The sequence below is a fragment of the Sphingobacterium sp. LRF_L2 genome (genome assembly GCF_965644235.1).
Taxonomy (GTDB): domain Bacteria; phylum Bacteroidota; class Bacteroidia; order Sphingobacteriales; family Sphingobacteriaceae; genus Sphingobacterium.
In genome coordinates this window covers 317581-338392 of record NZ_CBFFRI010000004.1, presented here as the reverse complement: position 1 = coordinate 338392, position 20812 = coordinate 317581, and the positions used below count along the sequence as shown (strand labels likewise).

Here is a 20812-nt window from a genome sequence, read left to right as displayed (position 1 = left end):
TTACAAATGTTCTTATTTCAATAAAATTTAATTAGAGTAAGAAGTTATCATTTTCACTTATTCTTAATAGATTTTTTTGATTTAACTGGTTTCTAATTATAAGCTAACTTTATCGAAAGAAAACAAACATAGCGGACTTAGTAATTGTTAATGAAATAGTATAAACTTAGATCAACATGCAAAAAGAAGAGAATGACATCAGCAAATGCCCTTTTCATGCGGGGCAAAAAAAACTACAAGTTGGAGGAGAAGGGACTACGAACCGGGATTGGTGGCCCAAACAATTAAATTTAAATATTCTTCGTCAACATTCGGAGCTATCCAATCCGTTAAAGGGGGATTTTGACTATGGGAAGGCTTTCACAAGTTTGGATTTAGAAGAAGTAAAGAAAGATTTGCATCATCTGATGACGGATTCCCAGGATTGGTGGCCAGCAGATTTTGGTCATTATGGACCTCTATTTATTCGAATGGCTTGGCACAGTGCAGGAACTTACCGTGTTGGAGATGGAAGAGGAGGGGCTGGGGCAGGTCAACAACGTTTTGCGCCTTTAAATAGCTGGCCCGATAATGTTAGCTTAGATAAAGCAAGAAGATTATTGTGGCCAATAAAACAAAAATATGGACAGAAAATATCATGGGCTGATTTATTGATACTTACTGGAAATGTAGCTTTAGAATCTATGGGCTTTAAAACTTTTGGTTTTTCCGGAGGAAGAGAAGATGTTTGGGAAGCTGATCAAGACGTTTATTGGGGATCAGAAACGACTTGGCTTGGTGGTGATCTCAGGTATGCCCACGGCTCAGATGGTGCTCATAAAGCACATAGCGTGGTTGTATCTGACGATGATGCAGATGGCGATGTACACACTAGAGATTTGGAAAAGCCGTTGGCAGCAGTACAAATGGGTTTGATATATGTAAATCCCGAGGGGCCTGACGGAAATCCAGATCCGATTCTTGCAGCTAAGGATATTAGAGACACATTTGGCCGAATGGCGATGAATGATGAAGAGACTGTCGCACTTATTGCCGGCGGGCATAGCTTTGGGAAGACACATGGCGCAGCTCCTGCGGAAAACGTGGGAAAGGAGCCTGAGGCTGCTGGATTAGAAGCGCAGGGGTTAGGATGGCATAATAACTTCGGATCTGGTAAAGGAGCAGATACGATTACAAGTGGGTTAGAAGTGATCTGGACAAAAACGCCAACGCAATGGAGTAATAATTTCTTTGAAAATCTATTTTCCTTTGAGTGGGAGCTAAGTAAAAGTCCTGCAGGGGCGCATCAATGGGTCGCTAAAAATGCTGATGAAATTATTCCCGATGCGTATAATGTAGATAAAAAGCATCTACCAACGATGTTAACGACCGATTTATCATTGCGATTTGACCCGGAATTTGAGAAGATATCTAGGCGATTTTTTGAAAATCCTGATTTATTTGCCGATGCCTTCGCGAGAGCTTGGTTCAAGTTAACACATCGTGACATGGGACCGCGTTCCCGTTACCTGGGCACAGATGTACCTGAGGAAGTTCTTATATGGCAAGACCCTATTCCGGATCGGGATCATAAGTTGGTCAATGAGGAAGATGTGGCTCTATTAAAATCAAAACTTTTAGCAACTGGTTTGACTGTCGCTGAACTTGTAGGCACAGCTTGGGCCTCGGCATCAACTTTTCGAGGTTCAGATAAACGTGGCGGAGCTAATGGAGCTAGGATACAACTAAGTCCCCAAAAAGATTGGGATGTTAATGCACCATCTCAATTGCAACGGGTTCTAAGTGTTTTAAAGGAGCTACAAGATGATTTCAATACAAATCAAAAAGATGGAAAGCGAATTTCATTAGCCGATATCATTGTTTTAGCTGGATCTGTTGGAATAGTGGAAGCTGCGAAGAAAGCGGGACATACAATCTCGGTACCTTTTACTCCCGGTAGAATGGATGCTACGCAGGAACAAACTGATATAGAATCTTTCGGTTATTTAGAGCCAGTAGCAGATGGATTCCGGAATTATAAACGAAGAGGAGTTCATGCCAAAACTGAAACATTACTCGTTGATAAAGCCCAACTTCTGACGCTTACTATTCCAGAAATGACAGCTTTAGTAGGAGGTTTACGTGTTCTTGGAACTAACTATGATGGCTCACGCCATGGTGTTTTTACATCTCACACAGGATTCCTTACCAATGATTTCTTTGTGAATTTACTTGATATGGGAACTTCATGGAGTGCCGTTACAAAGGATGAAGAACTTTATGAAGGCCGAGACCGAAAAACAGGGCATTTGAAATGGACTGCTACAAGGGCGGATTTAGTTTTTGGATCTCATGCCGAGTTACGTGCGGTTGCCGAAATATATGGAAGTAAAGATGGCGAGGCAAAATTTATTCAAGACTTTGTTGCAGCTTGGGTAAAAGTGATGAATTTGGATAGATTTGACTTGAAAAGAAAATAAAAAAAAGCCCTCAACTATTGTTGAGGGCTTTTTTTGTGATCCCGCTGGGACTCGAACCCAGGACCCATACATTAAAAGTGTATTGCTCTACCAGCTGAGCTACGGAATCGTTTAAGCTTCTTTTATGTTGATTGCTTAAAGTGATGCAAAGGTAAGAATTTTATTAACAAAAGCAATAGCATGTTGCGTTTATTGTATCGACAAGGGTATAATTATTTAGCTATAAGCGACTTAATTTTTGCCTAAAAATTCACGATCTTCGTCAGAAAGGTTGCTGTGTGAAGAGTTGGAAGATTCGTCTTGCAAATAATCGCTATTGCTCATGTTATTATTTTCTTTTACACGAACTTTTTTACGGCGAAAAACGATACCACCGACAACAACACCTAAAAGAAAAAACGCCGCGAGAATAATCAGCTTTGATGTTCGTATATCTTTAAATAGCCAAAATGTTGCTTCTTCTTTATTGTTGAACAATACGATAATAACAATAGCTGTAATGATACCAAATAGAAATCCTTTCATTTTCATAAACACTTTTTTGCAAATTAGTAAAAACTTTCTATTCTTAAAGGATGGAAAGTTAAGCAAAAAAGGGGATAACAATTGTTATCCCCTTTTTATACATTATAACTTATAATGAATTATTCAGCAACTACTTCAAAAGGAACTTGAACTTTAACTTCCTTGTGTAAGTTTAAGTTTGCTACATACTCACCAATAGTTTTTGGTTCTACTTCAAAAGTGATACGACGACGATCCACATCAAAGCCTTGTGCTTTCAATGCATCAGCAATCTGTATGCTATTCACTTTACCGAAGATTTTTCCACTTTCGCCAGCTTTAGCTCCAATAGATAACTTAACGTTTTCTAATTTAGAAGCTAACTCAGTCGCATCTTTCTTAATTTTCTCTTGTTTAAACTGAGCTTGTTTAATATTCTCAGCTAATACTTTCTTTGCAGATGATGTTGCCAAAACTGCAAATCCTTGAGGTATTAAATAGTTACGACCGTAACCAGGCTTAACAATAACTAAATCGTCTTTTTCACCTAGGTGTTTAATATCTTGCTTTAAAATAATTTCCATGTCGTATCCTCCCTATTTTAATGAATCAGCTACGTAAGGCAATAAACCAATAATACGAGCACGTTTAACAGCTTGTGCAACTTTACGTTGAAACTTCAAAGATGTACCAGTAAGACGACGAGGTAAAATTTTACCTTGGTCATTTACAAACTTCAACAAGAAATTTGCATCCTTGTAATCAATATACTTAATACCGTTCTTTTTGAAACGGCAGTATTTTTTACGGTTGTCCTCTACTTTAGGAGCAGTTACGTATTGGATGTTTTCGTTTGCCATTAGTTTGCTACCTCCTCAGCTTTAGTTTCAGTCTTTTTGTTGAATGCACCGCTACGCTTTTTCTCACTGTATGCTATTGCATGTTTATCCAACACAATAGTTAAGAAACGCATAACACGCTCATCACGTTTGTACTCAAGTTCTAACTTTTGAATTAATTCACCTGGAGCCTTGAATTCAGTTAAGTGATAAAATCCAGTTGTTTTTTTCTGGATTGGATACGCTAATTTTTTCAAACCCCAATTGTCTTCAGCGACAATTTCGGCTCCGCCTTCTGTTAAGATACTTTTGAACTTTGCGATAACTTCTTTCGCAGCATCTTCAGAAAGCAACGGGGTAAGAATGATGACAGATTCGTACTGTTGCATTTTTAATGAATTTGTTAATTAATTATATTTTTCCGAATAACGGAAGTGCAAAATTAGATTATTTTTTCTTAAAAAACAAGCGTTACTTTTCTTTTTTAAGAAAGGAACTTACCATCTACATAATACCAGATACCGTTTAACTGTTTGAATGTGGATCGTTCGTGGTGAATAGTTTCTCTGAAGTGCGCATCCAGATAATAGGCTTTGAACTCTACGGTTTCTAATTTACTATGAAGTATCTCTAGTTTGAGCCATCTGTTCGCCATAGACCAGGATAAAATTTCCTTTTTTTGATGCAATCTTCGTGTCCGCGGATGAACAGTATCGTACAAGAAGTCGACTAAATGATAAGCAAATGCTGAATAACGTGCGCGCATTAACTGCTCGGCAGTCAAAGCTAAATCAACCTTGTTATGAATCATTTCACAGCAATCAGGATATAATATTTCTGAGCCGCAAGGACATAAGTGTATATCAGGGCTCATTATTCTTTTGTTTTTCTTTAAAAACCCGTTGACTTCTTTTAAAGGCAAGTTTTTGTTTATAATCGACCCATTTCTTCTTGAAAATCTTGCGCATCAATTTGTCTGTATAACGAATGACAAATACTTCCCGGAGCATCTTTAAGAGGCGTGGCAATGAATTTGGAAAGGAGCGCAGTGTGACAGAAAAGCCAGGCTCTAAATATCGGTTAAAATGCCAATAGCCGCTTGGCATAAACAGGGCATCCCCATGTTCCATGAAGATTTCATAACCTTGAGCATAACGCAAGGCAGGAAAGAGATGATAATCTGGATTTTCGTAATCCAAATTATAGACGGTGTGTACGGATAAAGGCACTTTATACAGACAGGATGCCTGATCGGGAGGAAAGAGCAATACCCTTTTTTTTCCCTCGAATTGAAAATGTAAAAGATCGCCTAAATCCACATCATAATGCATCAATACACGCGCTTCACTTCCTCCAAAAAATAGGGTAGGGATACGTTTAAAATATTTAAACCCAAGGTCAGGGTAAGAAAAATTCTTTAACAGCTCAGGAATTTTATCGGTGATAATATAAAAGAAAATGCGTAGATCAGAGGGCTGCGATTTTATTAAACGAATATAATCCTTCATTTTCATCGTAGTGACCGGCTCGTCTGTGGCTTTATTTGGATCTGCAGGTTTGTTGTCATATAGACCTACCTCTTGTTCGCCAGCTTTTGAGGCGATATAGTCAAGACTCCATTTGTCGTATGCTTCCCATTTTTTCGCAAACCCTTTTATTAAAACAGGCTTCTGTTTCTTAAAATAGCCTTTAAAAAAAGCTTCTTTGCTGATATCGTCAACCGTATCGACTTGCAATAAAATCATATCTTACTTTTGTAGTTTAAATGTAACAAAAATATTTCTGTCAGAATGCGCTAATAATGCAATTTACCAAAACTAATATTTAAAAAATTACGTTATGATCTTAAAACGATAACAAATACAACTGAATTGTATGACATCTTTAAAAAATGAACTAGTTGGTACCTGGAAACTCCTTTCCTATATAGAAGTTCCTATTGCGGGGGACGATTCCTTATTTCCTATGGGGAAGAATCCATTTGGCATTTTAATATATTCATCCGAAGGTTTCATGTCAGTTCAGATTGCAAAGGAAAACCGTTTATCTTACAGTAGTAATGATAAATTATTGGCAACACAAGAGGAAATGGTTTCTTCATTACAAGGATACATGGCATTTTGTGGTAAGTATAAAGTAGATAGTAATAATGCTGTAGTAACCTATATGATTAAGAGCTCTCTTTTTCCAAATTGGAAGAATCAAATACAAAGGCGAAAAATAGATTTTGAGAATGATATACTTTATTTAAGATCCACTGAACCAGTCCTCTCCAATGGGATTTATGTTAATTCGTATATGACCTGGAAGCGAGCGGACAAGTCTATCGATAACTTCTTCGATGAAAACATACTTCTGAATGACTTTTCTTTAAAATAAAAAGAGCGCTTTTACAAAGCGCTCTTTTTATTTTAAAGATTATTGACAATTTAGTTTGCCGCATTAATTTTAGCTTGAATCTCAGTTGATTTAGCTTCGTCCTGCTGGAAATCATAATAGCCTTTTAAACTTCTTAGTGCATCAACGTCTGAAGGGTTCAGTTCAACCACTTTCTCCAAATACGGCAATGCTTCTTTTATTTTCTCTTTTAGTGCAGCTACTTTTGTATTGTAGTCTGTATTCGATAACGTTTTATCTTGATTTAACGCGTTTAGCTGATCTCTGACACTGTTGATAATCGTCGCGGCAGCATTCCGATTTGCATCAGAAAAATTTGGATCTAATTCCACGGCTTTTTTATAGGCCTCAGCAGCTTTTTCACTGTTATTAGACGCAGACTGCGCAATACCTAAGTAGTAATATAGAGACTTATTGCTTGCATCTTTAGCGATCTGACTTTCAATATCCGTAATAATTTTGGCTTCGTTTCCAACGATTAGATTAAGTTCAATGTTTTGAACAGAAGCATCGTTGTCGTTAGGATAAGCTTGCACGGCTTGAGCAGCATATTCGATCGCACTTGCCGTGTCTTGAGCAGAGAGGTATAATTTTGGTAAATCGATAACTACTGCTTTGTGGGATGAAAACTCTTTGACAGGAACCAACTCTTTGTACTTGGCTATAGCGTTTGCATAATCTTTATTTTGAATAGCAGCAAGACCTGAATAATACGTCAATGTTGTATCACCTGGTAGGTAAACTAAGGCATCGCTAAAAGAACCGTAAGCGGATTTGAAATCTTGTTTTTCCCAAGCAGCTACACCTTGATTAAAATTAAACTGGCCAAGAACTTGTCCGGCAACTTTAATATTATCCGCGTTTTTGCTTTCAGCATCCAATTCTTTTGCTTTTTTGATCCCTTCAGCTGCAGCGGTCGCCGCCTCTACGGTATTCTCCAAAGCAGCTAAATTTGCATTTACCAACGCATAAACAGTCCAAGTTTCAGCATCCTCTTTTGTTTTCTCGTGCGCTATTGCTAAATCGATAGCTTCTTTAGCAGACTCTAGATTACTTTTACCTAACTCCGCAGAACCAGCTGCTTTTAACTCTTCAAATTTTTGAAGACTAGTTTTAGCCTTTCTTAAATTGCTAGTTTGTGCAAAGGTAGTGGTACCAGCAGCCACTAACAAAGAAAATACTATTGCTTTTTTAAAATTCATATCTAATTATTTGATAGTTGATTCAATAATAACCTTACACGATCTAACTGTGCTAAATCACCAGATTTCTCATAGTAAAGCGAGAGAGACTTTAAAGCATTAACGTCATAAGGACGAATTTCGTTTGCTTTAAGCAAAAGATTTTGCGCATTATACTGCGCTTCTCCATTATTTTCATCGCGAAGAAAATCTTGAAGATAAATCAAACCCAATGCTAAATTTGCCTCATAATTATTGCTATTTAATTGCAAGACCTGTTGATAGTATCGTTTAGCAATATCGATGTTTCCAACCGTTTCATTCGAATAGCCTGCTAAATAATTCAATTCGATGTTTTCAGGCTCATATTTAATAGCTTCATCGATAATTGGCACAATAGCTTTGTACTCATTATTCTGCGCAAATTCCTGTACAAGATTCATTAAAACAGCTTTACTTTGCGGATATTTTAATCGAGCACTTTGTAGCGTATTCAAAACAGCCTGTTTATTGCCAATTCTTTTATAGACGTCTGTAAGCTCAAGATAATGTTCCGCTCTAGCATTCTGGCTTTTTAAAATCTGATCGTAATACCCTACAGCAGCGTCATACTGTTGTGTTTGAACAGCTAATAATGCTAGGTTATACGTTACATCATATCCGGCTATATTTAAACTTTTAACCTTCAAGTAATTATCATAGGAGCTTGCATAATCCTGTTTTTGTAAGGATTTGTTCGCATTATAAATATGTGCAGCGGCTAGATTTTGTTTTACATACTTCATTTCCGAGGTATAATTCGCAAATTCTCGCGTCTTTATTTTCGACAATGCATCATAAGTAATATCGATAGGATCCTTCGGATTTTTTATAGAGCGCGTAGAGTCAGCATAAGCCATAGAGCTGTAAATCATCGAACGCAACACATTTACACGCGTATTGCTGGAGTCTCTTCGAGTCAAGTAAGCCGCGTCAATAAATTTCTTTGCATTTTCTAGGTTTTTAAGTTCTCCAGTTTGTGTATAGAGAGCAAAAGCATTGCTTCCTTCCTTAAAATTAGATTGAGCAAATGTCCCAAAAGACACAAATAGGAGGGCTGCCGACAAGGCAGTCCCCAGATTATTCCGCATTTTGTTCTTCGTTATCATTAGCATCTGTAATATCATTTGATTCTACGTTCGCTTCATTCACATCGATTTCTTCCGACTCTTCTTCACGCGCTACTTTCGTTATGGATGCAATTTCATCCGTATCGTTCAATGTTATTAATCGGACTCCTTGTGTTGCACGTCCCATTACCCTTAGTGCATCTACACCAATTCGAATAACTATACCTGATTTATTGATAATCATCAAGTCGTCATTGTCGGTCACCCCCTTAATAGCGACTAATCCACCAGTCTTTTCGGTAACATTGATCGTTTTAACACCTTTACCGCCACGATTGGTTACGCGGTAATCTTCGACATCGGTACGCTTACCATATCCTTTTTCAGACACCACCAATACTGTCGTATCTACACTATCTACAGCAATCATGCCAACTACTTCATCAGTCTCGGAAGCTAAGGTAATTCCACGTACGCCAGTCGCTGTGCGTCCCATCGGTCTAACTGTTGACTCGTTAAAACGAATAGCTCGTCCCGAACGCAGTGCCATGACAACCTCACTGTTACCCGTTGTTAAACAAGCTTCTAGAAGTTCATCTCCCTCATTAATATTGATAGCATTGATACCGTTGGCTCTTGGTCTAGAATAAGCTTCTAAAGAGGTTTTCTTAATTGTACCTTTTTTGGTACACATAATGATAAAGTTATTCTCTAAATATTCTTGATCCTTAAGGTTTGTTATTTTTATAAATGCCTTAATTTTTTCCTCTTTAGGAACATTAATAATATTTTGCAACGCTCTTCCACGTGAGGTCCGACCGCCTTCAGGTATCTCAAAAGCACGAAGCCAGAAACAGCGACCCCTATCCGTAAATAGAAGTAAATAATTATGCGCAGACGCCGTAATAATATGCTCTGTAAAATCTTCGTCTCTCGTTGACGAACCGATGGCCCCTTTACCTCCGCGTCCTTGGCGACGATACTCCGTTAATGGAGTTCTCTTTACGTACGAATTGTGGGATATGGTGATGACAATTTCTTCGTCATCAATAAAGTCTTCCATCCGCATATCTTCTGCTGAATGAACGATAACAGAACGACGTTCGTCACCGTATTTCTCACGGACTTCCAACAATTCGTCTTTAATAATTTTCATACGAAGACCTTCATCCGCCAAGACCTCTTTCAAGTAATCTATCGTTTTCATGAGTTCCGCGTATTCTTCCTTAATTTTATCGCGTTCTAGTCCTGTCAAACGACGAAGGGTCATGTCTAGAATTGCACGGGCTTGCATGTCTGTCAATCCGAACGTTTCCATCAATCCAACGCGAGCATCTTCTGGGGTTTCAGAGGCGCGAATTAAACGAATTACTTCATCAAGATGATCTAAAGCGATCAGGTATCCTTCTAAGATATGCGCACGTTTTTCTGCTTCAGCTAATTCAAAACGTGTACGTCGCACAACGACCTCATGTCTATGTTCCACAAATTCGTGAATCATATCTTTGAGGTTTAATAACATTGGGCGGCCTTTAACCAAGGCAATGTTATTAACAGAAAAAGAAGTTTGTAACGCTGTATATTTATACAAGTTGTTTAATACAACGTTTGCATTGGCTTCTCGTTTAATTTCATAAACAATACGGAATCCATCACGATCGGACTCATCTCGTATGGTCGCAATTCCCTCGATCTTCTTCTCATTGACGAGCTCCGCAGTACGCTCGATCATATTTGCTTTATTGACTTGATAAGGAATTTCTGTGACAATAATGCACTCTCGGCCATTTTTTAAGGTTTCAATTTCCGCTTTTCCACGCATGACAACACGTCCGCGTCCAGTTTCAAAAGCATCCTTAACACCATTGTAGCCATAGATAATACCACCTGTTGGAAAGTCGGGGCCTTTCACATATTGCATTAATTCTGAAATCTCGATTTCTCGATTATCAATATAGGCTATTGTACCGTCAACAACTTCAGAAAGATTATGGGGAGCCATATTCGTAGCCATACCAACCGCAATTCCCGATGCCCCGTTTACAAGTAGATTGGGAATACGTGTTGGAAGTACAGAAGGTTCTTCCAATGAATCATCAAAGTTTAATTGAAAATCAACAGTATCTTTGTTGATATCGGAAAGCATTTCTTCGGCAATTTTTTTTAACCTTGCCTCTGTATAACGCATAGCCGCAGGCGGATCACCATCTACTGACCCGTAATTACCCTGTCCATCGACGAGGGGATAACGCATGCTCCAATCCTGCGCCAAACGCACCATTGCATCATATACGGACGAATCGCCATGCGGGTGGTATTTACCGAGTACATCTCCAACGATACGTGCAGACTTTTTATAAGGTTTACCACTTGTCACCCCTAAATCCAGCATGCCGTAAAGCACCCTTCTATGAACAGGTTTCATGCCGTCTCTTGCATCAGGCAAGGCGCGAGAAACAATTACTGACATAGAATAATCTATGTAAGCAGATTTCATTTGATCCTCGATGTTAATTGGAATGATCCTGTCGTTAGCAGGTACTAGATTGTTTTCGTTTTCTGTTTCTTCAGCCATATTTATGTGGTTTCGATCAAACTTGATGCGTTAAAAATTTTGCACACATCGCATGCGAAGTTACGATTTTTTTTAATTTGTAAGTATATTGTGATTCGTTAAAATTAACAAAAACGAAACATCAAATAATTCGAGTATGCAATACAACTTGCAGAAATTTAATTCGTTTTATTTCTGTCATTTTTTTATTAAAAAAAGCTATTGATTATATATTTACTAATAAATATTTAAGAAAGATGATAAAATTTAAAAAATATGCTATTTTTGCTTTTCATTTAATCGCGGAAGGTTAAATGGCCATGTTATAATTTATTTACTATTAATATATTAACGATGAAACACAATTTTGGGGCAGGACCATGCATCCTTCCAAAGGAGGTATTTCAAGAAGCTTCTGAAGCAGTCATTGATTTTAACAATACAGGACTTTCAATTCTTGAGGTATCGCACCGTTCCAAAGAGTTCGAACAGGTGGTGATTGAGGCGGAAGCATTAGTGAGAGAACTATTGAATGTTCCTTCAGATTACTCTGTTTTGTTTTTACAAGGTGGAGCCAGCCAACAATTTGCAATGGTTCCTATGAATATATTGCCAGAAGGTGGCAAAGCTGCATACCTAGATACTGGTGTTTGGGCATCTAAAGCTGCAAAAGAGGCGTCCAAATTAGGAAATGTAGAGATTGTTGCTTCATCTTCAGATAAAAATTACAATTACATTCCTAAAGATTTTGCGGTTCCTGCTGATGCAACTTATTTTCATTATACGTCGAATAACACCATATACGGAACAGAGATATTTGAAAAACCTGCTGTAAATATTCCAACAGTAGTTGATATGTCTTCAGATATTTTTAGCCGTGTTATCAATGTTGAAGACTACGATTTGATTTATGCTGGTGCACAGAAAAATATGGGACCAGCTGGCGCAACACTAGTTATCGTTAAAAACGATATATTGGGAAAATCCGGACGTACAATTCCAACTATTTTCGATTATCAGGCTCATGCTAAAGCGGGCTCTATGTATAATACACCTCCTGTATTTTCGATTTACGTTTCCATGTTAAATTTACGTTGGTTGAAAGCTAAGGGTGGAGTAGAAGTGATCGAACAAGAAAATATTGTTAAAGCACGTACACTTTACGACGAAATTGAAAGAAATCCATTCTTTAAAGGAACGGCTGCTGAAGCCGATCGTTCAAGGATGAATGTTACTTTTGTCATGGATACGGCAGAACAAGAAGCTGCGTTTTTAGAACTTGCAAAAGAGAGGGGTTTGATCGGAATCAAAGGACATCGATCAGTTGGTGGCTTCCGCGCTTCTATTTATAATGCTTTAACAATAACCTCAATCAATGCTTTAGTTGATACAATGAGAGAATTTGAGGATAGGAATAAATAAAGAACAACAAACATGAGAATATTAGCAAATGATGGTATAGACCCTATTGGAAAGAAAATTTTAGAAGATGCGGGTTTTGAGGTTGATACAAATCATATACCACAGGAGGAATTGTCTGTAAAACTTCAAGATTACGACGCTATAACTGTACGTAGTGCAACTAAATTAAGACAACCATTAATTGATGCTTGTCCGAATTTAAAAGCTATAGGACGGGGAGGAGTAGGAATGGATAATATTGATGTGGAATATGCTCGCTCTAAAGGTATAGATGTCATCAATACGCCCGCAGCGTCATCTTTGTCAGTAGCGGAGTTGGTATTTGCTCACTTGTTAAATGGAGTTCGCTTTTTGTATGACTCTAATCGCAAAATGCCACTTGAAGGCGATAGCAATTTCGGAAGCCTTAAAAAAGCTTACGCCAACGGTGTTGAGCTACGAGGTAAAACTTTAGGTGTAGTTGGTTTCGGAAGAATTGGTCGTGAAACAGCTAAAGTTGCATTGGGCTTAGGGATGAATGTTATTTATACGGATTTATTCGAAGGACCTCAATCACTTAGCCTCACGTTTTCTGGAGATATTGAAGTTTCTTTACCAGTAAAACAAGTAGCATTCGAAGAGGTGTTAAAACAGTCTGACTTCATCACCTTACATGTACCGTTTCTGGATAAACCAGCGATAGGAAAAGAGGAATTTGCGTTATTGAAAGACGGTGTAGGATTAGTAAACGCTTCTCGCGGGGGTGTTATTGACGAATTGGAACTTATTCAAGCTCTAGATGCTGGAAAGGTATCATTTGCAGCTTTAGACGTTTTTGATAATGAGCCTACTCCACGTAAGGAAATTCTTTCCCACGCTCGCATCTCGTTGACACCTCACATCGGAGCAGCGACAAATGAGGCGCAGGAACGCATTGGTATAGAACTAGCGAATTTACTTATTGACGCACTGAAGAAGTAGTACTTCCGCATAGTTACGACTCATGCGGCACAAAGCGATATCAAAGCATTGTGCCGCATTTTTATATATATACAATTTAAAATTATTTACTTTTACACACTTAAAGCATAGTATACTTAGGATTATGAAAATTTTAAAGTTTGGAGGCACTTCTGTCGGAAGTGCGGAACGCATAAAAGGATTATTAGAAATTGTGAATCCTTCGGAGCGTCAAATTGTTGTTCTATCAGCTGTTGCAGGTACAACAAATGCTCTTGTTGAAATTGGACAAGCATTTTCTGCCGGTAAAAAAGAAGTCGCAGATGACCTTATCAAACAACATAAGAATAAGTATGAGCATTTGATAAAAGACCTTTTTACCTCAGAGCAAGGGTTGGAAAGAGGAAAAAGCTTAATTGATTACCATTTTAATTATATTTCGTCATTAGGCAACGATTTATTTACCAACGTTGAGGAGAAGATAATCCTAGCTCAAGGTGAGCTTCTTTCTACCACATTATTTCATTTTCATTTAGATGAAATAGGTGTGCCTTCTGTATTGCTACCTGCGCTCGACTTTATGAAAATTGATGAAGACAACGAGCCTTTAGTTGAAGCAATAGGTGAAAAGTTGGAAAACTTACTATCGATCTATCCAAATAATAAGCTGTTCATTACACAAGGTTATATCTGCCGAAATTCTTTTGGGGAGATCGACAACTTACGTCGTGGTGGTTCAGACTATACCGCTTCTTTAGTAGGAGCAGCTATTCATGCCGACGAAGTGCAGATCTGGACCGATATCGACGGTATGCATAACAATGACCCTCGTGTGGTTAAAAATACATCACCTATTGCCAATTTAAGCTTTGATGAAGCTGCAGAGCTTGCTTATTTTGGAGCGAAAATCCTACACCCACAAAGTGTATTCCCTGCACAGAAATACAATGTTCCGGTTCGTTTACTAAACACGATGGATCCGCAAGCCGCTGGAACACTCATTAGCGAGAATGGTGGGACAAAAGGGCAAATAAGAGCAATTGCAGCTAAAGATGATATCACGGCTATCCATATTCATTCTTCTAGGATGCTATTGGCGTATGGATTCTTACGGAAGATTTTCGAGATATTCGAACGGTATAAGACGCCTATTGATATGATTACGACATCAGAAGTCGCTGTTTCGTTAACGATAGATGACACGAAGTACTTGGGCGACATTATCAAAGAAGTGGAGGATTTCGGAAAAGTTAGTGTCGATTACAATCAAACAATCGTATGCGTCGTTGGCGATTTTAGTGCAAATACGCATGGTTACGCAGCAAAAGTTTTAGACGCCGTAAAACACCTTCCATTACGTATGATTTCCTATGGAGGTTCGGATTATAATGTCTCTATTCTTTTAGATACCGAACACAAGACTGAAGCATTACGATCTTTACATAATCGATTATTTTAAATTTAATTAAACATGTTATTTAATACGAATCAACAAGGGAAAGTACGTGCATTAGAAACACCTTTTTACTACTACGATTTAAACTTGTTGAATGAGACATTGGATAAAGCTAAGCAAGCAGCTGATCGCTACAATTTTCATGTACATTATGCCTTAAAAGCGAATTTCAATGACCGATTATTGCACCTTGTGCAATCGAAAGGGTTTGGCGCAGATTGTGTGAGTGGAAATGAAGTACAAAAGTCTATCGATATTGGTTTTCCGGCAGATAAGATCACTTTCGCTGGCGTAGGGAAATCTGACAAAGAAATTTTAACAGCGTTGGAGCATCATATCTTTGCTTTCAATGTGGAATCTATCCAGGAAATGGAGGTCATCAATTCCTTAGCGGCGCAGGTTGGTGTCACAGCTCATGTTTCTTTGCGGATTAATCCGAATGTAGATGCTCATACCCATCACTATATAACGACAGGACTTGATGAAAACAAATTTGGTGTTCCGACTTCAGAACTTGAAAAGGCGGCATCTATCATTAGGCAATGTCAAAATGTAGAATTGATAGGTTTACATTTTCACGTAGGTTCACAAATAACAGACATGAATGTCTTTAAAAGCTTATGTGTCAAAGTTAATGAGTGGAAAAATTGGTTTGAAGAGCGTGGTACGGCAATTAAGATCCTTAATGTAGGAGGCGGCTTGGGTGTCGATTATCAGAATCCTGATGAAAATCCTATTCCGAATTTTGAAGCTTATTTCGAGATCTTCGACAAATTTTTGGAGCGAAATAAAAATCAAGAGGTTCATTTTGAATTAGGTCGAGCGCTAGTCGCACAATGTGGCACATTGGTAAGTAAGGTGCTTTACACAAAGAGCGGTGTTAAAAAGCATTTTTTAATTTTAGATGCTGGAATGACAGAATTGATGCGACCAGCGTTGTATCAAGCCTATCATAAGATCGAGTATATTGGCGAGTCTAATAATCGAACTATCAATTATGATGTAGTGGGGCCAATATGTGAAAGCTCAGATTGCTTCGGTAAAGAAGTGCCTTTGCCAGAATCAAAAAGAGGTGATCTTATTGCCATCCGTACAGCGGGCGCATATGGAGAAGTAATGGCTTCCCGTTATAACCTGCGTGACGAAATTCGTTACGTATACAACGATATGCTTATTGATTAAGCCGGGAAAAAGTTTACTGCAGAATAAAGGCAGTAAACTTTTTTATTCAAAATAGGATCAGGAAATTTTAAGGATAAACCCCATACCGTAAACCGTCTCTATAGACAGCTGCGTTGAATTTTTCATGATTTTTCGCAAGCGCGATATAAAAACGTCTAGGCTTCTTCCCATAAAATAATCGTTTTCTCCCCAAATCTGTAATAGAATTTCTTCTCTCTTTACGAGTTTCCCTTCATTTTCCACCAGATATAAGATAAGTTGCGTTTCTCTTAGAGTCAAATCAATGGCGGTCTTACCCGAAACATACATTTTATGCAAGTCAGCATTGATTTCAACGTCTCCGATTTTAACAATGTTGGAAACGACCAGTCTATCCTCCGACCTTTCAGCATTAAAGTCCCGTCGCCTTAATATATTTTTGATTCTTAGAACGAGCTCATCAACATCAAATGGTTTCGTTATATAATCATCTGCACCTATATTTAATCCTTGTAGTCGATCCTTTTTTTCTCTTCGCGCAGTAAGAAATATAAACGACTGGCCTGGTGATAGGGCATTTATTTCTTCGGCTAGCTTGAATCCATTATAGTCTGGCAATTGGACGTCAATTAAAATAATATCGAAACTCTTCATCGTTTTAAAGTTTGTCAATGCCTCAGACGCGTTACAGACCCAGGTGATATCAAATCCAAAAAGTTGTAAATATTGGGAAACGACATTTCCTAAATCCTTTTCGTCTTCGACGTAAAGAACCCGTCTTTTAGAATCCATATTGTTTGTCATACTTATTTAATCCAAATGGTAAAAGTGGTGCCCATGTCTTCGAAACTTCTAACCTCTAAGCGCCAGCAATGTGCCTCAGCTACTTTTTTAACGTAAAACAATCCCAGTCCCAAGCCCGGAATATAGTTTGATTCTCTACCTCGGTAAAATTTTTGGAATACAGATTCGAATTGCTTTTCTTTTATCCCAATTCCATTATCTTCAATCTGTATCCCAAGCTCTCCATTTTTCTCAATAATCTTTAGGACGATTCGTTTGACAGGTGAACGATTGTACTTTACCGCATTTTCAAAAATATTATAAATTGCAGTCGTGAATAAAAATTTATTAAATGTCATTTCTTTAGACATAAACGAACTTTCATTAATGAGTTCTATTTCTACTCGTTTATCTAGACTGAGACGATAATCGTTTACAGATTCCGAAAGTACAGTGAATATGTTGTAGGATTCTTTCTCTAAATTGTATTGATTGAGTTCTGTGATATTTAGAGCTTGCTTAACCAATTTTTGAAGACGAGAGGATTGCCGATCAATGATGGCGGTGAATTCTTTAATTTTTTCTTTCTGCTCACCGGTATCTAAATTTTCAATATTCCTGTTTGCAACAACTATTGTGGTTATTGGTGTATGAAATTCATGTGTGATGCTATTGAGAAAATCAGAAGTCATTTCTGTCATCTTTTTCTGCCTGATCCAATTTCTGTATGTGAGATAATACATACCAATAACCAATGATATTGCTAAAAATGACAATAGTAAGGTTGGTCCCATTTGCCATATAATTTTATTAAAACGGGTAGCAATGTCATCTGCGTATAAAGAAAATGCAATTTTATAAGAGTTTGCCTGGGAGCTGCTTACGGTAACGCTGGTAATTAGATTTTGTTTATTAAGCTCATCTAAGCTTCCGTCTATCGTTAAATATGGCTGACTGTTGCCAATTTTCCATTTTCCATTTAAGATCTTAAAATAAGTGCGCCCGTCAAATGTTATTTCAAAATCGGTTACTACTAATCGATACGCAAGATTGGCACTCAATTCATGCTGTAGCAGCAGCGATTCAAAAACACTATCCATATTACTGCGTAATCGTAAGGTTCTAAACAATGTATCACAGAATAACTCGGATAGGCGGTCAAATTCTTTCGGTTTGTTGACTGAAGCTTTTAATGGTGTATATGCCGGTTTTATAAGCGAGTCAATTATAGATTGCCCGCCCACGAAAAGTTTATCGTTTAGTAATATGGCACGATAGGAGCTATCTAAGTTCTTTCGTTCTAAAACTTGATACTGGTTATTTCTTAATATGAAGGTGTTATATATTAGAAGGTATTGAACAATTAAAAGCACTGAAAAGCTAATAATCGATATAGGGATATGTTTTTTACTCATCGGTGCAATGCGAGATAATTGTAATTGCGATATTACTAACAATTCTCAATAGTTCATAGCAATTTAAACCATTCGCTGCTCGTTAACATTTTGTTAACCATTCGTTGTGAAGTCATTAACAAAAATAAAGTAAGGTAAATCATTTATTTGTTAGGTATATTTTGATGGAGTAGTATTTAACGACATCATCTAACAAACAAATTGATTTAATGCCTGTTAATTATCTTATGTTATACTATTTATGAAACTAAAAAACGCTAGAAATTGCCTTGTTGTATTGTGTGTTTTTCTTACGCTAAATTCAACACTTGGGGCGTCTCAACATCTTCAAGTCTCTACAGGAGATAAAGAAAATCTTCCCCCCGAATTATTGACACCTGTTGATTATGTAAATCCTTTGATGGGGACGGATTCTAAGGTTTCTCTTTCTAATGGGAATACGTATCCTGCTATAGGTCTTCCGTGGGGAATGAATATGTGGACACCACAAACCGGTAAGATGGGAGATGGCTGGCAATACACTTATTCTGCCGATAAAATAAGAGGAATTAAGCAAACCCATCAACCTTCTCCTTGGATGAATGATTATGGACAGTTTTCTCTTATGCCTATCTCTGGCCATGCTGAATTCGATCAAGAAAAACGTGCAAGTTGGTTCTCTCATAAATCGGAGATTGCTAAACCATATTATTATAGCGTATACCTTGCAGACCATCATGTTACGGCTGAAGTGACTCCAACGGAGAGAGCGTCGATGTTTCGATTTACCTTCCGCAGTCCTGATAGTGCTTTTGTCGTCCTTGATGCCTTCGATAGAGGCTCCGAAATAGAAATTATACCGGAGAAAAATATGATTATCGGTTATTCAAGTCGCTACAGCAGAGGTAAATTACCCAATTTCAAAAACTATTTTGTGATTGTATTTGATCAACCGTTCGATACTTTTCAAATCGTTGAAGATGGACTAACTAAAAAACAAGCAAAAGTGACGGGAAATCACGCGGGCGCAATAGTTGGTTTTAAACGTGTAAATAGTAAAACCGTAATACATGCGAAAGTAGCTTCATCTTTCATTAGTCCTTCGCAGGCTTTGGTAAACTTACGAGAATTGAAAGATCACAGCTTTGAAAAGATAAAAGAAGACGGCCGTAAACGCTGGAATGACGTGTTGGGACGTATCGAAATCGAAGGCGCCACTGATGAGCAATATCGCACATTTTACAGTACATTATACCGTACAGTATTCTTTCCTAATAAACTATATGAGTTAAATGACGAAGGCCAGATTGTGCATTATAGCCCTTACACTGGAAAAATAATGCCCGGATACATGTTTGCTGGCACTGGTTTTTGGGATACATTCCGTGCGCTTTATCCTTTGTTGAATCTGGTATATCCCTCTATAAATAAAGAGATGCAAGAAGGCCTTTTGAACTGCTATAAAGAAGGAGGCTTTTTGCCTGAATGGAGCAGTCCAGGTTTCGCAGATATTATGGTTGGTAATAACTCTGCATCTGTTGTCGCTGAAGCCTATTTAAAGGGTGGGCGAGGGTATGACATAGAAACACTTTATAAAGCGTTGGTACATGGAGCAAATAATGAAGGGCCGATGACAGCTGTTGGGAGAAAAGGCGTAAGCTATTACAACGAACTCGGCTTTGTGCCCTATGATGTTGGCATAAATGAAAATGCTGCACGTACCCTAGAGTATGCTTATGATGACTTCGCTATCTATCGTTTAGCAAAAGCACTAAAGAAGCCTAAAGATGAAATCAAATTATATGCAGATAGGTCACAGAACTACAGAAAGTTGTTTGACCCTGAAACAAAACTGATGCGTGGGAAAAATAAAGATGGGCAGTTTCAATCCCCTTTTAATCCATTGAAATGGGGTGATGCTTTCACTGAGGGTAACAGCTGGCATTATTCGTGGTCTGTGTTTCATGATGTTCAAGGCTTGATAGATCTTATGGGAGGAAAGGAAGAATTTATTCTCATGTTAGACTCTGTGTTTCAGCAGGCACCGACATTTGACGATAGTTATTATGGAGGTGTAATACACGAAATCCGTGAAATGCAAATTGCGGATATGGGACAATATGCTCACGGTAATCAACCTATACAGCACATGATCTACCTCTACAACTATGCGGGTGAACCTTGGAAAGCGCAGTATTGGGCTCGAGAAGTATTGAATCGTATGTACAAGCCTACTCCTGATGGATATTGTGGTGACGAAGACAATGGACAAACATCTGCGTGGTATGTTTTCTCGGCGCTCGGATTTTACCCTGTATGTCCGGCAATGGACCAATATGTCATGGGGGCACCTCTATTTAAAAAAGCAACTATTCATCTTGAAAACGGAAACTCCTTTCTTATTACATCGCCAGGCAATGGTTCAGACAAACGTTTTATTAAAAATGCTTATTTAAACGAAAAACGCTTTGACAAAAACTGGATTGACCATGAGACCCTCTTAAAAGGTGGTGAGTTAACTATTGAAATGGATAGCAATCCGAACAAAAATAGAGGAACTTCAAAAGATGCTGTTCCGTACTCTTTCACATTAGATAAAAACAAGTTCTAAATT

Annotated in this window: 18 protein-coding genes and 1 tRNA gene; 7 read left to right on the top strand and 12 right to left on the bottom strand. The window is 37.9% G+C overall.

Annotated elements, in window-relative coordinates:
• Positions 1 to 176 precede the first annotated feature (176 nt).
• Positions 177 to 2459, top strand: a complete 2283-nt coding sequence (katG, locus tag ACSZOX_RS10255; protein ID WP_437919808.1) for a catalase/peroxidase HPI — start codon at positions 177 to 179, stop codon at positions 2457 to 2459.
• A 36-nt stretch (positions 2460 to 2495) separates the two neighbouring features.
• Here the strand turns inward: katG and ACSZOX_RS10250 are convergent.
• From ACSZOX_RS10250 to ACSZOX_RS10220, 7 genes are all read right to left on the bottom strand, one after another.
• Positions 2496 to 2568: transfer RNA gene (locus ACSZOX_RS10250), tRNA-Lys, on the bottom strand.
• A 122-nt stretch (positions 2569 to 2690) separates the two neighbouring features.
• Positions 2691 to 2984, bottom strand: a complete 294-nt coding sequence (locus ACSZOX_RS10245; RefSeq protein WP_437919807.1) for a hypothetical protein — start codon at positions 2982 to 2984, stop codon at positions 2691 to 2693.
• Between the two features lie 119 nt (positions 2985 to 3103).
• On the bottom strand, positions 3104 to 3547 hold the full coding sequence (rplI, locus tag ACSZOX_RS10240; protein WP_437919806.1) for a 50S ribosomal protein L9: 444 nt from the start codon (positions 3545 to 3547) through the stop codon (positions 3104 to 3106).
• Positions 3548 to 3559: 12 nt separating this feature from the next.
• Complete coding sequence (gene rpsR, locus ACSZOX_RS10235; RefSeq protein WP_105716646.1) at positions 3560 to 3823, bottom strand: 30S ribosomal protein S18; 264 nt, start codon at positions 3821 to 3823, stop codon at positions 3560 to 3562.
• Positions 3823 to 4191, bottom strand: coding sequence for a 30S ribosomal protein S6 (gene rpsF, locus ACSZOX_RS10230; RefSeq protein WP_437919805.1), 369 nt, complete (start codon positions 4189 to 4191; stop codon positions 3823 to 3825). The genes rpsR and rpsF overlap by 1 nt, the downstream gene beginning before the upstream one ends.
• Before the next feature lie 95 nt (positions 4192 to 4286).
• Entirely contained in the window at positions 4287 to 4613 is a 327-nt protein-coding gene (locus ACSZOX_RS10225) for a YchJ family protein (protein ID WP_437919804.1), read from the bottom strand.
• Between the two features lie 52 nt (positions 4614 to 4665).
• On the bottom strand, positions 4666 to 5547 hold the full coding sequence (locus ACSZOX_RS10220; protein ID WP_437919803.1) for a cupin-like domain-containing protein: 882 nt from the start codon (positions 5545 to 5547) through the stop codon (positions 4666 to 4668).
• Between the two features lie 130 nt (positions 5548 to 5677).
• Between ACSZOX_RS10220 and ACSZOX_RS10215 the strand changes: the two genes are divergently transcribed.
• Entirely contained in the window at positions 5678 to 6181 is a 504-nt protein-coding gene (locus ACSZOX_RS10215) for a lipocalin-like domain-containing protein (RefSeq protein WP_437919801.1), read from the top strand.
• Positions 6182 to 6231: 50 nt separating this feature from the next.
• Here ACSZOX_RS10215 and ACSZOX_RS10210 read toward each other — a convergent pair whose 3' ends face one another.
• The 3 genes from ACSZOX_RS10210 to gyrA are packed head-to-tail and all read right to left on the bottom strand — an operon-like array spanning position 6232 to position 11064.
• A complete protein-coding gene (locus ACSZOX_RS10210; RefSeq protein WP_437919799.1) occupies positions 6232 to 7401 on the bottom strand; it encodes a tetratricopeptide repeat protein in 1170 nt (389 codons plus the stop codon).
• Between the two features lie 2 nt (positions 7402 to 7403).
• Positions 7404 to 8534 (bottom strand): tetratricopeptide repeat protein, encoded by a 1131-nt coding sequence (locus ACSZOX_RS10205; protein WP_437919797.1) that lies wholly within the window; start codon positions 8532 to 8534, stop codon positions 7404 to 7406.
• A complete protein-coding gene (gyrA, locus tag ACSZOX_RS10200; RefSeq protein ID WP_437919796.1) occupies positions 8500 to 11064 on the bottom strand; it encodes a DNA gyrase subunit A in 2565 nt (854 codons plus the stop codon). Before gyrA ends, ACSZOX_RS10205 begins: the two co-directional genes overlap by 35 nt.
• A 333-nt stretch (positions 11065 to 11397) precedes the next feature.
• On the opposite strand from gyrA, the gene serC reads away from it, so the two are divergent.
• The 4 genes from serC to lysA all read left to right on the top strand — a co-directional run bounded on the left by serC (position 11398) and on the right by lysA (position 16042).
• On the top strand, positions 11398 to 12465 hold the full coding sequence (serC, locus tag ACSZOX_RS10195) for a 3-phosphoserine/phosphohydroxythreonine transaminase (RefSeq protein ID WP_437919795.1): 1068 nt from the start codon (positions 11398 to 11400) through the stop codon (positions 12463 to 12465).
• Between the two features lie 12 nt (positions 12466 to 12477).
• Complete coding sequence (locus ACSZOX_RS10190; RefSeq protein ID WP_437919794.1) at positions 12478 to 13425, top strand: D-2-hydroxyacid dehydrogenase; 948 nt, start codon at positions 12478 to 12480, stop codon at positions 13423 to 13425.
• Between the two features lie 124 nt (positions 13426 to 13549).
• Positions 13550 to 14863, top strand: a complete 1314-nt coding sequence (locus ACSZOX_RS10185) for an aspartate kinase (protein ID WP_437919792.1) — start codon at positions 13550 to 13552, stop codon at positions 14861 to 14863.
• Between the two features lie 12 nt (positions 14864 to 14875).
• Positions 14876 to 16042 (top strand): diaminopimelate decarboxylase, encoded by a 1167-nt coding sequence (gene lysA / locus ACSZOX_RS10180; RefSeq protein WP_437919791.1) that lies wholly within the window; start codon positions 14876 to 14878, stop codon positions 16040 to 16042.
• A gap of 57 nt (positions 16043 to 16099) precedes the next feature.
• Here lysA and ACSZOX_RS10175 read toward each other — a convergent pair whose 3' ends face one another.
• Together ACSZOX_RS10175 and ACSZOX_RS10170 are read right to left on the bottom strand one after the other, a co-directional pair.
• Positions 16100 to 16813 carry a response regulator transcription factor gene (locus ACSZOX_RS10175; RefSeq protein WP_437919790.1) on the bottom strand — a complete coding sequence of 238 codons (714 nt, stop codon included), beginning with the start codon at positions 16811 to 16813 and terminating at the stop codon, positions 16100 to 16102.
• A gap of 14 nt (positions 16814 to 16827) precedes the next feature.
• Positions 16828 to 18219, bottom strand: a complete 1392-nt coding sequence (locus ACSZOX_RS10170) for a sensor histidine kinase (RefSeq protein ID WP_437919789.1) — start codon at positions 18217 to 18219, stop codon at positions 16828 to 16830.
• Positions 18220 to 18460: 241 nt separating this feature from the next.
• On the opposite strand from ACSZOX_RS10170, the gene ACSZOX_RS10165 reads away from it, so the two are divergent.
• A complete protein-coding gene (locus ACSZOX_RS10165) occupies positions 18461 to 20809 on the top strand; it encodes a GH92 family glycosyl hydrolase (protein WP_437919787.1) in 2349 nt (782 codons plus the stop codon).
• The last annotated feature ends 3 nt before the right edge of the window (positions 20810 to 20812 follow it).